This window comes from Streptomyces sp. NPDC104581, from assembly GCF_055583685.1.
Window position 1 is genome coordinate 242,001 of the sequence record NZ_JBVJNN010000002.1, and the last position, 15,080, is coordinate 257,080.

At 73.1% G+C, this 15,080-nt stretch carries 17 protein-coding genes; 9 read left to right on the top strand and 8 right to left on the bottom strand.

Annotated elements, in window-relative coordinates; genetic code table 11:
- Positions 1-156: 156 nt before the first annotated feature.
- Positions 157-1,050: a S1 family peptidase gene (locus ACZ61E_RS02640; RefSeq protein ID WP_469696940.1), complete on the bottom strand. Its 894-nt coding sequence runs from the start codon at positions 1,048-1,050 to the stop codon at positions 157-159.
- Between the two features lie 743 nt (positions 1,051-1,793).
- Positions 1,794-2,171: a VOC family protein gene (locus ACZ61E_RS02645; protein WP_469696942.1), complete on the bottom strand. Its 378-nt coding sequence runs from the start codon at positions 2,169-2,171 to the stop codon at positions 1,794-1,796.
- Positions 2,172-2,305: 134 nt separating this feature from the next.
- On the opposite strand from ACZ61E_RS02645, the gene ACZ61E_RS02650 reads away from it, so the two are divergent.
- A complete protein-coding gene (locus ACZ61E_RS02650) occupies positions 2,306-2,878 on the top strand; it encodes a GNAT family N-acetyltransferase (protein ID WP_469696943.1) in 573 nt (190 codons plus the stop codon).
- Between the two features lie 107 nt (positions 2,879-2,985).
- Here ACZ61E_RS02650 and ACZ61E_RS02655 read toward each other — a convergent pair whose 3' ends face one another.
- Positions 2,986-4,050, bottom strand: coding sequence for an alpha/beta hydrolase (locus tag ACZ61E_RS02655; RefSeq protein WP_469696945.1), 1,065 nt, complete (start codon positions 4,048-4,050; stop codon positions 2,986-2,988).
- 369 nt (positions 4,051-4,419) lie between these two features.
- Here ACZ61E_RS02655 and ACZ61E_RS02660 point away from each other — a divergent pair, with 369 nt between their 5' ends.
- The 6 genes from ACZ61E_RS02660 (at position 4,420) to ACZ61E_RS02685 (ending at position 9,467) form a co-directional block, all read left to right on the top strand.
- Positions 4,420-5,952, top strand: coding sequence for an ATP-binding protein (locus tag ACZ61E_RS02660; protein ID WP_469696947.1), 1,533 nt, complete (start codon positions 4,420-4,422; stop codon positions 5,950-5,952).
- Positions 5,949-6,371: a roadblock/LC7 domain-containing protein gene (locus ACZ61E_RS02665; RefSeq protein ID WP_469696949.1), complete on the top strand. Its 423-nt coding sequence runs from the start codon at positions 5,949-5,951 to the stop codon at positions 6,369-6,371. Before ACZ61E_RS02660 ends, ACZ61E_RS02665 begins: the two co-directional genes overlap by 4 nt.
- On the top strand, positions 6,368-6,727 hold the full coding sequence (locus tag ACZ61E_RS02670) for a DUF742 domain-containing protein (RefSeq protein WP_147875060.1): 360 nt from the start codon (positions 6,368-6,370) through the stop codon (positions 6,725-6,727). The genes ACZ61E_RS02665 and ACZ61E_RS02670 overlap by 4 nt, the downstream gene beginning before the upstream one ends.
- Positions 6,702-7,394 (top strand): GTP-binding protein, encoded by a 693-nt coding sequence (locus ACZ61E_RS02675; RefSeq protein WP_469696951.1) that lies wholly within the window; start codon positions 6,702-6,704, stop codon positions 7,392-7,394. Before ACZ61E_RS02670 ends, ACZ61E_RS02675 begins: the two co-directional genes overlap by 26 nt.
- Before the next feature lie 7 nt (positions 7,395-7,401).
- Positions 7,402-8,640, top strand: a complete 1,239-nt coding sequence (locus tag ACZ61E_RS02680) for a cytochrome P450 family protein (RefSeq protein ID WP_469697130.1) — start codon at positions 7,402-7,404, stop codon at positions 8,638-8,640.
- A 92-nt stretch (positions 8,641-8,732) separates the two neighbouring features.
- Positions 8,733-9,467, top strand: coding sequence for a sulfite exporter TauE/SafE family protein (locus ACZ61E_RS02685; RefSeq protein WP_469696953.1), 735 nt, complete (start codon positions 8,733-8,735; stop codon positions 9,465-9,467).
- A gap of 7 nt (positions 9,468-9,474) precedes the next feature.
- On the opposite strand, the gene ACZ61E_RS02690 is transcribed toward ACZ61E_RS02685, so the two are convergent.
- Positions 9,475-10,836 (bottom strand): 6-phospho-beta-glucosidase, encoded by a 1,362-nt coding sequence (locus ACZ61E_RS02690; protein WP_469696954.1) that lies wholly within the window; start codon positions 10,834-10,836, stop codon positions 9,475-9,477.
- Between the two features lie 60 nt (positions 10,837-10,896).
- Positions 10,897-11,346: a VOC family protein gene (locus tag ACZ61E_RS02695; RefSeq protein ID WP_469696955.1), complete on the bottom strand. Its 450-nt coding sequence runs from the start codon at positions 11,344-11,346 to the stop codon at positions 10,897-10,899.
- A gap of 316 nt (positions 11,347-11,662) precedes the next feature.
- On the opposite strand from ACZ61E_RS02695, the gene ACZ61E_RS02700 reads away from it, so the two are divergent.
- On the top strand, positions 11,663-12,151 hold the full coding sequence (locus ACZ61E_RS02700) for a GNAT family N-acetyltransferase (protein WP_469696957.1): 489 nt from the start codon (positions 11,663-11,665) through the stop codon (positions 12,149-12,151).
- A gap of 58 nt (positions 12,152-12,209) precedes the next feature.
- On the opposite strand, the gene ACZ61E_RS02705 is transcribed toward ACZ61E_RS02700, so the two are convergent.
- Together ACZ61E_RS02705 and ACZ61E_RS02710 are read right to left on the bottom strand one after the other, a co-directional pair.
- Complete coding sequence (locus ACZ61E_RS02705; RefSeq protein WP_469696959.1) at positions 12,210-12,713, bottom strand: DinB family protein; 504 nt, start codon at positions 12,711-12,713, stop codon at positions 12,210-12,212.
- Between the two features lie 28 nt (positions 12,714-12,741).
- The gene (locus tag ACZ61E_RS02710; protein ID WP_469696960.1) at positions 12,742-13,368 is read right to left on the bottom strand and encodes a class I SAM-dependent methyltransferase; all 627 of its coding nucleotides are present in this window, start codon (positions 13,366-13,368) and stop codon (positions 12,742-12,744) included.
- A gap of 97 nt (positions 13,369-13,465) precedes the next feature.
- Between ACZ61E_RS02710 and ACZ61E_RS02715 the strand changes: the two genes are divergently transcribed.
- Entirely contained in the window at positions 13,466-14,062 is a 597-nt protein-coding gene (locus tag ACZ61E_RS02715; protein WP_469696962.1) for a helix-turn-helix domain-containing protein, read from the top strand.
- Here the strand turns inward: ACZ61E_RS02715 and ACZ61E_RS02720 are convergent.
- The gene (locus tag ACZ61E_RS02720; protein ID WP_469696964.1) at positions 14,059-14,841 is read right to left on the bottom strand and encodes an N-acetylmuramoyl-L-alanine amidase; all 783 of its coding nucleotides are present in this window, start codon (positions 14,839-14,841) and stop codon (positions 14,059-14,061) included. The two genes, ACZ61E_RS02715 and ACZ61E_RS02720, sit on opposite strands and share 4 nt — an antisense overlap.
- Between the last annotated feature and the right edge of the window lie 239 nt (positions 14,842-15,080).

Consider the following 15,080-nt stretch of genomic DNA (forward strand, 5'->3'; position numbering starts at 1 on the left):
GAGCAGCCCCGATCCCACGCCTCCCCCCCCCCCCCCCCCCCCCCCCCCCCACCCCCCCCCCCCCCCCCCCCCCCCCCCCCCCCGGGGACAGCTCGTCCCTGCGTCGTTGAGGGCTTCAGGGGATCGTCACCCCCGGGGCCCGGACGCATCGGGTCGTCAGATGATCGAGACGCCGTAGACGCCGAGGGCCTCGGTCACCGGCTGGTAGAACGTGGTGCCGCCGGAGGAGCAGTTGCCGCTGCCGCCGGAGGTGAGACCGAGCGCCGTGCTGCCGGAGAACAGCGCGCCGCCGCTGTCGCCGGGCTCGGCGCAGACGTTGGTCTGGATCATGCCGGTGACGACGCCGTCGGCGCCGTAGTTCACGGTCGCGTTGAGGCCCGTGACCGTGCCGCTGTGCAGGCCGGTCGTGCTGCCGCTGCGGGAGACACCCTGACCGACGGACGGGTCGGCCGCGCCGTCGATCTCCTGGTAGCTGCCGTTGTACAGGTAGACCCTGCCGTCGGCCGCACCCGGGTCGGAGTGCTGGATGATGCCGTAGTCGTTGCCCGGGAAGCTGGAGCCGGCGGTCGAACCGATGGACCAGCTGCTGCCGATGTTGGTGCAGTGACCGGCGGTCAGCGCGTAGTTGGCGCTGCCGTTGGTGACGTTGAAGCCGAGGGAGCAGCGGGCGCCACCGGTGGTGATGGCCTCGCCGCCGGCGATCAGCTTGGTGAACTTGCCGGGCGTGCGCTTGATCGTCACGCCGGCGTCGGTGCCGGCGACGGCCGACTTGACCTCGGCCAGCTCGGCCGCCGAGACGGTGCTGTCCGCGGTCACGACGATCTTGCCGGTGGCCTTGTCGGTGTACCAGGCGGTGCCGGCCACGTCCGCGTCGAGTACGGCGGAGCTGGCGTCGGCGAGCTGAGCCGCCGTCACCTTCGCGTCGGGGGCCGGTGCGGCCACCGCGGACGGCGCCGCGAGCGCGACGGCGGTCACCAGACCGGAGGTCACGGCGAGCAGACGAGCGCGTCTGGACACGGCACTGAAGGGGGAGAAGCGCTTGATGGTCACGAAATCCTCCATCGGTGGGGGGAAAGCACGGCCCCGTGGGGTGTGGGCCGTTGTTCGTGTGCGCCGGTCCGTGGCCGGTCTCTGCCGGTCGCGGACCTGTCGAGCCGCACGAATGGAATCGTTGACGGGCCGCGCCCCGTACACAAGGCCCACTTCCGGACCCCGGCCATGCGCGCCACGGGACAGCCTCCGCACGACACTTGACAGAACGTCAGTTTTTCTTTGCACGCGCATGGGCTGCGGTTTGCTGCAAATTGAACCAACGGGGCGGAACGGTCGCGCGAGAGATACGGAAACCCCTGGCGCAGCAGCGGATTTGAGCCCGCGTATCAGAGGCTGCGACGGGTCACCCGATGAACACGCAGGGTTTGCGGGACGGTTGACTGTCCGATATCAGTGGTGTGCACAACGGGGAGAGAGGCCGGTCGGCCGACATCGGCCGAGCGTCGCCCCTGTGGCCGGTGACGCCTTATGTGTCGTACATGCGAATTGCGTGCACCTGATCGATGGCCGAAAACACTCGCCCCGGCCCGAGTTGGGGAGAGAGAGCCTGTCCGGAATCGGCCAAGGTCGCGCCCTTGCCGGGCGGCCTTCATCTGTGCATTGACCATGAACCGCCGTACGAACCGCCGTCGTGTGCCCCCGCGTGGACGGGTCCGGCAGAAAGACCCGCAGCGCACGACGGACGATACGAGAAGACCGGACGGGGCCGGCCACCGGGGTCGTGACGAGTCGCCGGACGGTCAGGCGGGGCGGTCCTGGAGGACGGAGAGGGTGTTGCCCGCCGGGTCGGTGAACCACGCGATGTACGGGCCGCCGAGCCGGAAGATCCCCTTCTCGTCCGTCTCCATGCCGGGGTAGCGCTCGAAGCGCACGCCCCGCCGGACCAGTTCGTCCACGGCCGTCTCGATGTCGTCCACGGGGAAGTTGAGGATCGTGTAGGTGGCGGGCACATGGTCCGGCTTCGGATACACGAGCACCTCCGCCCCGCCCGCGAGGCGCAGCCGCAGCATGCCGTTCGCCTCGGTGACGTCCAGGCCGAGCGTCTCGCCGTAGAAGAGACGGGCCCTCGGGATGTCGTCCACGGCGAAACCGCTGAACGCCTCGCTTCTGCCCAGCATGACCGCGTCCTCTCGTCCGGCCGGTTCCGGCCCTCGCCCCCGACCGTACAAGGAGGGCCGGGGCCCGGCAGCCCGACCGGCCCCGGCGGGACCCGCCGTCCGGGTGGTCGCACCCGATGCGTAATACTCGAATCATGAGCTCGCGTATTACTGCCAGTGGCCGTCGCCCCGGCCCCGGCGCCGCCCGCCGGGCGGTCCGCGACGCGGCCGGCCTGTCCGTACGGCGGGCCACGGCGCGTGACGCCAAGCGGCTGACCGGACTGATCCGGTCGTCCGGGGCTTACGAGGGCCCGTACGCGCCCATGGTCGCCGGCTACCGCGTGGGGCCCGACTACATCGAGACCCACCGGGTCTTCCTCGCCGAAGCCCCGGACGGACGGCTGCTCGGCTTCTACGCCCTGCTGCTCGCCCCGCCCGAACTGGACCTGATGTTCGTCGCCGACGCCGCGCAGGGCCTCGGGGTGGGGCGGCGGCTGATCGGCCACATGAAGGACGAGGCGCGCGCGGCCGGCGTCCGCTCCGTGCGCGTGGTGTCGCATCCGCCCGCCGAGGGCTTCTACCGGGGTGTCGGCGCGGAGCGCGTCGGCACGGTGGCGGCGAACCCGCCCGCGGTGCGGTGGGACCGTCCCGAACTGGTCATCCGGGTCCCTCCGGCCGGTGACGGTCCGGAACGAAAGGCTGACGAAGTCACCCGCACGGGTGGCTGACGCGCGGACACCGCCGACGCGCGCCGGGATGAGCCCTGCCCATTGAACGCGCGTTCGACGGAACCGCGCCGGCGGAACCGCGCGTGTCCCGCCCACGCGCACACAGGTCACCCCTGGAACTTCCTTTCGCGCGCCCCGGCCGCCCCGGCGTCCGGCGACGCGGCGCCACCCGCTCGGCCCACCAGCGGCTTCAGCAGCATCGGCAGCGCGTGGCGCAGCTCCCGCTCCCAGTAGGCGGGGGAGTGCGTGCCCGGGTAGAAGTGCGTCGTCACCAGCGCACCGGCCTCCCGGAGCCGGGCCGCCACCGCCCGTGACTCCCGCTCCATCAGCGTCTCGGTCGGCGAGATCACATCGTCTTCGAACGGGTCCGCGGGATCCTCCAGCCCCGGGATCTCCTCGTCCGGCTCGACGTCCGGCGGATCAAGGACGCCCGCCGTCCCGTCACCGGCGGACAGCCGCACCGGCACGCCCCGCAGCCGTTCGGCCAGGTGGTACGGGTCGTGCGCCGCCCAGTTGGCGCGCTGCTCGACCGGGTCGCCCCAGACGGCCTTCCAGTCGAGCCCCAGATGGTCCATGCCCGCCTTGACGGCGTGCGGGTGCTGGAGCGGATGCACGTACCCGCTGAAGCTCGCCGCCGCGCGGAACGTCCCCGGCCGCCGCGCCGAGTACGAGAGGGCGCCGAACCCGCCCTGCGACTCGCCCGCCACCGTGCGCCGCGTACCGGCGCCGTACTCCCGCTCCAGGAGCGGGAGTACCTCGTCCAGGTGGAAACTCTCCACACCGGGCGGCCCTCCGGCGCCCTCGTTCCACCAGTTCGTGTAGAAGCCGAACAGCGGCATCTCGGGCATCACCACCAGCACGTTCCGCAGCTCGGGCAGATCCTGCACCCCGTAGTCGCGGGTCCAGCTCAGATGGTCGCCGTCCCCGCCCGGAAGCAGGTAGAGCACCGGCCAGCGGTCACCTGGGCGGCGGTCCTCCCACCCGTCCGGTGTCGCCAGCCGCACCGACGCCCGGCGGCCCAACGCCGGTGAGTCGACGGCCAGATCCACCAGACCGGCCGGGCCCGCCCGCTCGCCCACCACACGCGCCGCGGGCACCCGGTCGGCGGACGCCGCCGGTCCCGCGGGAGGCACCAGGGCCACCAGCGCGGCGAGAGCGGCCACGGTCCGCACGCGTCGAATCCTGACTCTCATGGGAGTCCTCCAGTCCTCCTTCTCCGGCCGGGGAACGGCCCCCGGCGCCGCCGACGCTACGGAGCGGCCCGTTCCCCGGCATCCGGCAGCGGGAGTCGGCCACTACTCCCGGCGGCGTACGGCCACCGCGCCACCGCCGACGCACGCCCACCGGGCGCCCACGGCGTGCGACCACGGCGCTCACGGCGTACGACACCGCGCGCCCACGGCGTGAGTTGTCCCCCTCCCCTGTGGGGGTCTTCGCCGGAACTCTGCGCACATGGGACGTCGCTGTGTGTACTGTGCGGTTCTGCCTTCCGGGTCCGTACGGCCCGTCAGATTCCCCCGATCCTCCCGAGGTCCGTCCGAATGATCGAGCAAACGGTTCTGGCCGCAGGCGGCCTGGCCGCCGGGACCCTGCTGGCGCTCGTCTTCGGAGGCGGGCTGCTCCGCTCCCGCCGCCAACGGTCCAGGCTCCGCGAGGAGATCGCCGGGCTCCGGGAGCTGCTGGACGACGCGCGGTCGCAGGCCGATCGCGTGTCCGCCGAACTCACCGCCGAGATCGCTCACCTCACCAACCGGCGTGTCCCCGCGGTGGCGACCCGCGCCGCGCACCCGCACGTCCAGGTGCCCGGCCCGCTCAGCCCCGGCTTCCCCCGCACCGGACCGGGCGCCGCACTGGACGGGGTCCTGCGCGCGTTGTCGAGCGCCATGACACAGGAGCGCAAGCGGGTCGACGCGGCGGCGCGCGCCGGAATGCGCGGCACCACCCGCGAGATCCAGGCCGGCCTCTACCGGCTCCAGGACGTACTGAGAGGGCTCCAACAGCAGTACGACGAACCCGAACTGGCCCAGACCCTCTTCGAACTCGACCACGAGAACGAGCAGTCGCTGCGGCGCGCACAGGTCGCCGCCGTGGTGTGCGGCGCCTGGGTCGGGCTGGCCCGCCAGGAGTCGCACCTGGTGGACGCGGTGACCGGCGGCCAGTCACGGATCGTCGGCTACCACCGCGTCCGCGTCAACAACCATCTGGAGCCCGGCACCGCGCTCGTCTCCCACGCCGTCGAACCGGTCGCGATCATCGTCGCCGAACTCCTCGACAACGCCCTGCGGCACTCCTCACGGGACACCGACGTCACGGTCAGCCTCGAACGCGCCCACCACGGCGTGGCCGTCACCATCGACGACGCCGGGGTCGGGATGTCCGCCGACGAACGGGCCTACGCCCAGCGGATGGTGGCGAGCAGCGAACCGATCCTGCTGTCCGACCTCGGTGACCCGCCCCGGATGGGGCTCGCCGCGATCGGCCAGCTCACCCGGCAGTTCGACCTGTCCGTCGATCTGTCGACCCCGTCGCCGTACGGGGGAGTACGCGCGGTGCTCCTCGTCAACAGCCATCTGCTCAGCCATGTCGACCCGGTCGTCCGCCCCCCGGCCGCCGCCGCGCCGCGCTCCACCCGCCCCGCCGGGACGGAACAGCCGGCCGTGCCGGAGACGGCCGGCGGACTGCCCATCAGAACGAGTGCGTCCGCACGGGCCGTACGGACCACCGCCCGCCCGCCCCGCCCCGTCGCCCCCGACCTCCGTGCGCCCGACCTCCGCGGGCCCGACCGGGACGGTCCCACCCCGGCCGACGGCCCACGGGCCCCCGCCCCCCACGACCACGTCGACGCCGGACAGGGAAACGACGCGGCGCCCGCCGAAGACGTCCTGCCCCAGCGCAGGCGACGCCGCCCACGCACCGACACCGGGGCGGTGGTCCCCGCCGCCCGCCCCGCCCCCGAGCAGGCCCAACCACCCGCCCGTACCCCCGAAGACTCCGCCGCGGCGCTCGGCGCGCTCCAGACCGGCACCGCGGCGGCACGATCCACAGCCGACTCCGAAGGGAACGACCCGCGATGAAAAGCCGCGACGCCGGCGAAACGGCGTGGGTGCTCGATCCGATCCTGGAAATCCCGCATGTGCGGGCGGCCGTCCTGCTGACCAGAGACGGCCTCGTCTCCGGTTACACGGACGCGCTGAGCCAGGCGACCGCCGAACGCACGGCGGCGATCACCAGCACCGTGCAGGGCGCGTGCCGTACGGCCGCCGCCGCCTTCGCCGACCACGGCGACTCCGAGATCCGCCAGATCGTCATCGAGTCCGACCACGGCTACATCCTGGTCGCGCCCACCTCGCACGGCACCTGTGTCGCCGCCTACGGGGGCCCGGAGGTGCGGCTCGACCTGCTGGCCCACCGGGTGCACTCGCAGGTGGCCAGACTCGGCGAGAAGACGATGACCGCCGCACCCCGCGGGGGTCAGGGCGGCACTCCGGTATGACCGGCCGCAGAAGCGGCCGTCCACTGGTACCCGCCTATCTGTCCACCGGCGGTGTGGCTCGGCCGAGCCACACCGATCTGGAGCGGCTCTCGCTGCTCACCGGTCAGGCGGGACCCGCCCCCGACGGACTCCCCGCCGCCCGGCACGCGCTCTTCGAGGTGCTCGACGGCGGAACGCTCACGCTCGTGGAGGCCGCTGCCCTGCTGGAGCTGCCGGTCTCCGCCGTCCGTGTGCTCGCCGCCGAACTGGCGGACCAGGGACTGGTGAGCCTCCGCGCGCCCGTACCCGCAGCCGCCCTGCCCGCACCCGACCTGTTGAAGAGAGTGGCCGATGGCCTCCGCGCCCTCAAGCTGTAGCACCGATGCCACCGACGGCCCCGATGGCGGGTTGCACCTGCCCGACACCACCCGTGAGCTGGTGAAGATCCTGGTGGCGGGGCCGTTCGGGGTCGGCAAGACCACGCTGATCGACTCGGTGTCCGAGATCCGCCCGCTGCACACCGAGGAACACCTCTCCGAGGCGTCCGTCGCCGTGGACGACCTCGCCGGCGTACGGGACAAGACAACCACGACCGTCGCCATCGACTTCGGGCGGATCAGCCTCGAAGCCGGAATCGTGCTCTACCTGTTCGGCACCCCGGGCCAGGAGCGGTTCCGCTCGCTGTGGGCGGACATCTCCCACGGCGCGCTCGGCGCCCTCGTACTCATCGACAGCCGCCGTATCGACGACTCCTTCGACGTGCTCGGTCTGGTCGAGGAGTCGGGGCTGCCCTACGCCGTCGCGCTCAACACCTTCCCCGACGCGCGCACCTACACGGAGGAGCAGTTGCGGCGCTCGCTGGACCTGGAACCCGGCACCGCCATGGTGGTCTGCGACGCCCGCGACACCAACTCCTCCATCGACGCGCTGCTCGCACTGGTGCAGCAGCTGATAGCGGGCCACGCCGCCACCGCGGCGCCCGCCGTCCCCGCCGACGTCACCGGCACCGGCACCGGTACCGCCCCCATCCCGCAGAGCTGGTGATCCCGTGATCTCCTATCCCGCACCCGCGGCGGCCTTCTCCCTCTCCGCGCCGGTCAGGCTCTGGGACGAGGGTTTCGCCGCCGATCCGCACGGCCGCTACGAGGCGCTCAGGGCGCAGGGGCCGGTCGGCTGGGGCGAACTGGCCCCCGGCGAGCCCGCGTACATCGTCACCGACCGCCGGGCGGCGCTCGACATCCTGCACGACCCCGGCACCTGGTCGCACGACTCCAGGGAGTGGGAGGCGACGGCCGCCCCGGACTCGCCGATCCTCGGCATGCTGAAGTGGCGCCCGAACCCCCTGTTCACCGACGGCGCCGCGCACATGCGCTACCGGACCGCCCTCGTCGACGGCTTCGACCTCGTCGAGCCCCACGACCTGCGCGAGCGCGTGCACCGGGTCGTGGACCTGCTGGTGGGCCGGTTCGGCCCGGCGGGCGGCGCCGACCTCGTCGACGACTTCGCCCGCCCCCTGATGACGCTGATCTTCAACAACCTCTTCGGCCTGCCCGACAGCGAGAGCGCCCGTCTGAACAACTCGCTCGGACGGCTGATGGAGGGCGGCGACGAGGCCGCCGCCGGAGAGGTGGAGTACGGCGAGTACGTCACCGAACTCGTCACCGCCAAGACCCTCGAACGCGGTGACGACCTGACCAGCCGGCTGATCGACCACCCGGCGGACCTCACCTACGAGGAGGTCGTCTTCCAGGTCTTCCTCACCATGGGCGCCGGGCACGAGCCCACCGCGAACCTCGTCGCCAACGCCCTGTCCCGGATGCTCGGCAACCCGGCCTACTACTCCACCCTCACCAGCGGCTCCCGCCCCGTGATGGACGCGATCCTCGAAGTCCTGCGCCACGAGACGCCGTTGGCGAACTACGGCATCCTCTACGCCCGCGAGCCGCTGAGCTTCCACGGTGTGTGGGTGCGCACGGGAGTGCCCGTCGTCGTCTCGTACGGAGCGCTCGGCTACCTCTCCGAGCAGGACAGCGCCGACGAGCCGCACCACCCGAACGACGCCTCCCATCTGTCCTGGGGCGCGGGAGCGCACAAATGCCCCGTCAAGCAGCACGCCCTGCTCATCGCCACCGAGGCCATCGAGCGGCTCACGCAGTGGCTCCCCGACCTGGAACTCCTCACGCCGCGCGAGCAACTCACGTGGCGGCCGGGCCCGTTCGTCCGGTCCCTGAAGTCGCTCCCCGTCCGGTTCACACCCCGCACGCCGGACACCACCGTCGTCGCACGCTGATCCCACGGCAGCGGGTACCGTCCCCGTAGCGCCGGGCCGCGGCGGAGACCGGCACCGGCGCGCGGTCGGCGACGGGAGTCCGGGGGGCGGGTGTGATCGACGCGCTGGGCCAGGGACTCGGCGGCGGAGCGCTCGTGCTCCTCGCCGTCGTGGTCGGTGTCGCCGCGTTCGTCCAGGGCACCAGCGGCCTCGGCTTCGCCCTCGTCGTCGCGCCGGTCGCCGGCCTGGTCGGCCCGGAACTGCTGCCGGTGTTCCTGCTGGTCTCGATGATCCCGCTCAATCTCTACGTGGCGTGGCGGGAGCGCGCCGCCCTCGACCTGCGGGGCGCCCGCTGGATCTCGGCGGCCCGGCTGGCGGCCACGCCCGGGGGACTGGCGCTGCTGTGGGCGGTCCCCGCACGCCACCTCGGGGTGGTCGTCGGGACCGCGACGGTGCTGGCCGCCGTGGTGAGTCTGGCGGCGCCCGCGTTCACCCCGGGCCGGGCGGCGTACGTAGGCGCAGGTGCGGTCACCGCTCTCACCGAGACGGCGACGGGAGTCGGCGGTCCACCGCTGGCGCTCGTCTACCAGCACCGGCCCCCGGCCGAACTCCGTTCGACGGTCGCCGTCTGCTTCCTCGTCGGTGAAGTCGCCTCCCTGGCCCTGCTGTTCGCCACCGGGCAGGGCGAACCGGGGCAGATGGGGCCCGCCCTGCTGCTCCTGCCCGCCCTGGCGCTCGGCGTCTGGCTCAGCCGTCTCACCCGTCATCGCGTCGACGCTGCCAGGCTGCGGATCACGGTCCTGGTGTTCGCGGCGGTATCGGGAGCGGTACTGATCGTCGGCGTCTGACCTGCCGTCACCGAGTCGGCCCGCCCGACCGGTCGAGATACGCCAGACCGGGGTGGACGGCCAGGTAACCGTCCATCAGCCGCCGTGCCACCGTCACCGAGTCCACGAGCGGATGCAGCGCGAACGCCTTCACCGCGGCTGTACGCGAACCGCTCTCCGCCGCCGTCAGCACCTCCCGCTCCACGGCCTTGACCGCGCAGACCAGACCGGTCGCGTGATACGGCAGCGGCGCCACGGACACCGGATGGGCGCCGTTCGCGTCGACCAGGCAGGGGACCTCGATGACGGCTTCGGCGTCCAGCACCGAGAGCGTCGTGCGGTTGCGGACGTTGAGGACGAGCGTGGCGCGGCTGTCGTGCGCGATGGCCCGCATCAGGGCGAGGGCGACGTTCTCGTACCCGCCCGACTCCAGGTCCTCGGCGGCGCGTTCACCCGCGCCCGCCGCCTCGCGGTTGTGCGCCATGTAGGTGGCCTCGCGTTCGGCGCGGGTACGGTCCCAGGCCGCCAGCGCCGGGGTGCCGGGGCGTGTCATCTCCTCGTAGAAGCGGGCCTGCTGGTCCCGCAGGAAGGCGCCGCGGGTCGCCTCCGCCCCGCGGTACGCCGCCACCGTCTCGCGGTTGAAGTAGTAGTAGTGCAGATACTCGTTGGGGATCGAGCCGAGGGACCGGAGCCACTGCGCGCCGAACAGCCTGCCCTCCTCGATCGAGCCCAGCAGGCCGGGATCGCCCAGCAGCCGCGGGAGTTGGTCGCGGCCGTCCACGCGCAGACCACGCAGCCAGCCGAGATGGTTGAGGCCCACGTAGTCGATGAACGCCTTGTCGGGGTCGGCGCCCAGGACGCGTGCGACCCGGCGGCCGAGTCCCACGGGGGAGTCGCAGATACCGATGACCCGGTCGCCGAGATGGCGCGCCATCGCCTCGGTGACCAGCCCCGCCGGATTGGTGAAGTTGATGACCCAGGCGTCGGGAGCGAGCCGGGCGACCCGGCGCGCGATGTCGACGGCGACGGGCACCGTGCGCAGCCCGTACGCGATCCCGCCGGCCCCGACGGTCTCCTGACCGAGCACTCCCTCGGCGAGCGCGACCCGCTCGTCGGCGGCGCGGCCTTCGAGACCGCCGACGCGGATGGCGGAGAAGACGAAGTCGGTGCCCCGGACGGCCTCGTCCAGGTCGGTGGTGACCGTGACGCGCGGCGCGTCGGCCACCCCTGCGGCCTGGTCGGCGAGCACCCGGGCGATCGCGGCCAGCCGGGCGGTGTCGACGTCGTGCAGCACGACGTCGGTGACCCGGCCGGCCGCGTGATCGCGGAGCAGCGCGCCGTACACCAGGGGGAGCCGGAAGCCCCCGCCACCGAGGACCGTGAGCCTCATCCGACAACCACCTTCGACTGGCGCAGCGGCGCCCGGACCGCGACCGACAGGACGGTCCCGTTATACGTCACCCGTCCCTGAGATGTTCTCGGTGGTGACATCGGCAGCGGGGCGTTCGGGCTGCTGGGGGAGTTCCGGCGACACCGCGAGCGTGAACGAGTGACCGGCCGGATCGGAGTACGTCCGCTCGTCGCGCGGGCCGCTGTTGTTCTTGGCCTCCACGGGTCTGGCGCCCAGCCCGATCACCTCGCGCTCCGCCTCGTCCATCTCACCCCGTTTCACGAGGATGCGCAGATGGGCCTGGAGGGAGTCGTCGGGCCGGGGCCAGCTCGGGGGCGCGTAGCCGTGGTCGCGGTGGATCGCCAGGTGGACGCCGTTGTTGCCGACGATCTCGACGTAGTCGGGGTCGCCCCACGGGCGGATCTCCGCGTCGAAGAGCGCGGCGTAGAACTCGGCCAGTTCCATCGGTTCGGCGCAGTCCAGGACAAGGACGCTCGTCTTCTCAACCATGTCCTCGCGTGTACCCGCCCCTGTCCGCGCCACGCTGCTGACCGGCGTACACGGGGGCACCGGCCCTGGGGCCCGTCGTGTGGATCTCGCCGGGCTCGCGTGCCCCGGCACGCACGCCCTCCCCCGTAGCCCCCGGAGGGGCACGGGAGGTGCCCCCTGCGTTGGCGGCGGAGGAGGGAGGCACGGCTCCGCCGCCGTGCCTCCCTCCTGCGCCTCGCGATCGCACGCACCGGACCCCGCTCACTGATCCGGCCCGATCCAGACGACAGACCCTGAGCGCTGGCGGTCCCGGTCACCGGCCCGGCATGCTGGGGCCATGCTGATCAGGGAAGCCACCCCGCGGGACTGGCCCGCCATCTGGCCGTTCTTCCACGGGATCGTCGCCGCCGGCGAGACGTTCACCTATCCGACCGACCTCGGCGAGGAGGTCGCACGGGACTGGTGGCTGCTGGCCCCGCCGAACCGCGCGGTCGTCGCCGTGGACGACGCGGGCACGGTCCTCGGTACCGCCAAGATGAACACCAACCACATGGGCAACGGTTCGCACATCGCAAGCGCGAGCTACATGGTGGACCCGGCGCACGCGGGCCGAGGCGTGGGCCGGGCGCTCTGCGAGTACAGCCTGGAGTGGGCGCGTACGGCCGGCTTCCGCGCGATGCAGTTCAACGCCGTCGTGGAGACCAACATCCACGCGGTGAAGCTGTACGAATCACTGGGCTTCACGGTGCTCGGCACGCTCCCGGAGGGCTTCCGCCACCCGGCGCACGGCTACGTCGGGCTGCACATCATGCACCGCGCGCTCTGACCTCCGGCCCGCGCCGGGGCCGCCGGCCCCGCCCCGGCGGGTACGGGGAGGCGGGGGGTCAGCGGCCGGTGGAGCCGTCGATCAGTTCACGGATGATGTCCGCGTGGCCGGCGTGCCGCCCCGTCTCCTCGATCAGATGAGTCAGGGCCCAACGGACGCTGGGCGCCGGGCTGTTCGGCCGGGGGCGGGGCAGCGGTGCGCCGAGGTCGGCGCATCCGTCGAGTACGCCGTTCGCCCGCGCGACCGTCGCGCGGTACCGGGCGACCACATCGGCCACAGCGTCCTCGGGCGCGGCACGGAAGGTCCCCTGCCAGTCGGTCACCCGCTCCCCGAGGAACGTCGCCCGCTCGACGAACGTCAGGTGGTTGAGCAGGCCGAGCAGGTTCGTGCCGGACGGTACCGCCGCCGTACGGACCTCCGGTTCGGGAGCGCCCTCGACCTTCCTCAGGACCGACTCCCGGAGGTGGTCGAGGAAGCCGCGCAGCACCTCGGCCTCACTGTCTCCCGTCCGGGGCGGCGGGGTGTCGCGGCGGCGTCCGCCGCCCGTGGTGCTGGTGCTCATGGTGCCTCCTCGCGGCAGCCGCGCCGGTTCACGCGGCACGGCGGACGATCAGGACGTGGTCGGTGACCTCGGCGGTGCGTCCGTCCGGCCCGGCAGCGGTCCGGCGCGGCGCGTCGGTCCGCTCGACGGTCCACGCCGCCCCGTCCAGGCCGATGGATTCGGCGACCTCCCGCGCCGTCGGATACCGGACACCGGGATCCTGGTCCCACGACCACGGCGCGGTCGATCCGTGGTCGACGACCAGCAGCCGCCCGCCCGGCCGCAGGGCGTGCGCGGCGGCGCGCAGCACGGTCCCCCTGTCCAGGGCGAGCGGCGTGTGCAGATAGTGCGCGCTGACGAGGTCGAACGTGCCCCGGGGGAAGGACTTGCCCAGATCGTGCCGCTCGGCGTCGATCCGGCCGTCCAGACCGTGCGCGCGGGCGAGGCCGGTCAGCCGCTCGACCGCCACGGCCGACACGTCCACGGCGGTCACCCGCCACCCCCGGCGGGCGAGCCACAGGGCGTCGCCGCCCTGCCCGCAGCCGAGATCGAGCACGTCGCCGGGCGGCAGATCCGCGACCGTCTCGGTGAGGCGTACGTTCGGCCGGGGCTCGGTGGCGGCCGGCCGGGCCGCGTACACGCCGTCCCAGAACGTGACCGCGCTGGTGGTGTTCATCGGGGGCTCCTTCTGTCGCTGTCGGGGCACGCGGCCCAGTCTTGACCGGCCCGATGCGATCCGGCACGGGATCTTGCGGTTCTGGCAAGATGGCCCGATGGACCGCGAATCGGACGACGTCCTCGCCCTCGTCGGGCCCCGGCTGCGCGCCCTGCGCCGCGAACGCGGTATCACCCTGGCCGACCTCGCCGCGGTGACCGGCGTGTCGGAGAGCACCCTGTCCCGGCTGGAGAGCGGACTGCGCCGGGCGACCCTGGAGCTGCTGCTGCCGCTGGCACGCACGTACGACGTTCCGCTGGACGACCTCGTGGGGGCGCCGCGCACGGGTGATCCCCGGATCCATCTCAAGCCGGTGCGGCGGTTCGGGATGATCTTCGTGCCGCTGTCCCGGCGGCCGGGCGGTACGCAGGCGTTCAAGATGATCATCCCGGCCCGGCCGAGGCCGCTGGAGCCGACCCCGCAGACCCACGAAGGCTCCGAGTGGCTGTACGTGCTGAACGGGCGTCTGCGGCTGGTGGTCGGTGAGCGCGACGTGACGATGTCGCCGGGGGAGGCGGCCGAGTTCGACACGCACCTGCCGCACTGGCTCGGCAGCGCCGACGGCGGAGCGGTGGAGCTTCTCGTCCTGTTCGGCCCCCAGGGCACCCGCGCCCATCTGCGCACTTCCCCGGACGGTTCGCCGGACGACGCCTAGGCCCGGTCCGGTGGGCGGCCCTGGAGGCGGGCGGCGCGGGCGCGGATGCGGGGGAGTTCCGCGTAGAGGGCGCCGCCCGGACAGCGTGTCGAATAGCCGTCGCGGTGCCCCGACACCGTACGGAAGATCTGCCGGGTGCCCTTCTTGTACCGGCTGGCGTCGTTCGTGGACACCAGGATCGCCGTGCCGCGCGGATCGACCCCGTACAGCCCGAGCTTCCAGGCGATCAGCCGGGAGAGCGAGTCGACCATGGCTTCGGGGACCGGCGTACCGTCGCTGAAGTCGCCTATCGCCGCGATGCCGACGGTGGAGACGTTGAAGCCGATGGTGTGCGCGCCGACGACGGGGTTGGCGATGCCTCCGGCGCGGCCCTCGTAGATGATGCCGCCCCGGTCCACGAGGAAGTTGTAGCCGATGTCGTCCCACTGCCTGGCGTCGACGTGGTCGACGGCGAACCTGCGGATGAGGCCGGGGACCTCGGGGCGGGTGTAGTCGTTGGGGCCGCTGGTGTGGTGGATGAAGACGGCCTTGAGCTCGTCCGTCGTACGCTCCGGCTTCCGCCGGGGCGGGGGACGCTCCTGCCAGAACGACCGGGGTTCGACGGCGGGGGCGGCGGCGGCCCACCGGAGCGGGCGCTCCGGGCGTGCCCGCGGGCGCGGGCGGGCGGCGGGCTCCTCCTCGCCGGCCTCTCCGGCGGCGTCGGCCGCCAGGGTGAGGCCCGCACTCGCTGCGGCGGCCCATCCCATGCCGCGAAGCAGCACGCGCCGGTCGATGCTCATGGGGACGAGCGTATGGCGGGGTCCGGGGATCCGCCTCCCCTCGGCGGGGGCGATCAGCCGTCGATCACGGCGGTGGCGCCGTCGGACATCGCCCCCGGACCGGTTGCGCACGGTTCACCCGGACGGAGGCCGCACCCCTCGTGCGTCGGGGGGGGGGGGGGGGGGGGGGGGGGGGGGGGGGGGGGGGGGGGGGGGGGGGGGGGGGGGGGGGGGGGGGGGGGGGGGGGGGGGGGGGGGGT

Coding starts and splice junctions, on each gene's coding strand:
- ACZ61E_RS02645 (WP_469696942.1), bottom strand. CDS start 2,171: ATGCTGGGCAGAAGCGAGGCGTTCAGCGGTTTCGCCGTGGACGACATC.
- ACZ61E_RS02650 (WP_469696943.1), top strand. CDS start 2,306: ATGAGCTCGCGTATTACTGCCAGTGGCCGTCGCCCCGGCCCCGGCGCC.
- ACZ61E_RS02660 (WP_469696947.1), top strand. CDS start 4,420: ATGATCGAGCAAACGGTTCTGGCCGCAGGCGGCCTGGCCGCCGGGACC.
- ACZ61E_RS02665 (WP_469696949.1), top strand. CDS start 5,949: ATGAAAAGCCGCGACGCCGGCGAAACGGCGTGGGTGCTCGATCCGATC.
- ACZ61E_RS02670 (WP_147875060.1), top strand. CDS start 6,368: ATGACCGGCCGCAGAAGCGGCCGTCCACTGGTACCCGCCTATCTGTCC.
- ACZ61E_RS02675 (WP_469696951.1), top strand. CDS start 6,702: ATGGCCTCCGCGCCCTCAAGCTGTAGCACCGATGCCACCGACGGCCCC.
- ACZ61E_RS02690 (WP_469696954.1), bottom strand. CDS start 10,836: ATGAGGCTCACGGTCCTCGGTGGCGGGGGCTTCCGGCTCCCCCTGGTG.
- ACZ61E_RS02695 (WP_469696955.1), bottom strand. CDS start 11,346: ATGGTTGAGAAGACGAGCGTCCTTGTCCTGGACTGCGCCGAACCGATG.
- ACZ61E_RS02700 (WP_469696957.1), top strand. CDS start 11,663: ATGCTGATCAGGGAAGCCACCCCGCGGGACTGGCCCGCCATCTGGCCG.
- ACZ61E_RS02705 (WP_469696959.1), bottom strand. CDS start 12,713: ATGAGCACCAGCACCACGGGCGGCGGACGCCGCCGCGACACCCCGCCG.
- ACZ61E_RS02710 (WP_469696960.1), bottom strand. CDS start 13,368: ATGAACACCACCAGCGCGGTCACGTTCTGGGACGGCGTGTACGCGGCC.
- ACZ61E_RS02715 (WP_469696962.1), top strand. CDS start 13,466: ATGGACCGCGAATCGGACGACGTCCTCGCCCTCGTCGGGCCCCGGCTG.
- ACZ61E_RS02720 (WP_469696964.1), bottom strand. CDS start 14,841: ATGAGCATCGACCGGCGCGTGCTGCTTCGCGGCATGGGATGGGCCGCC.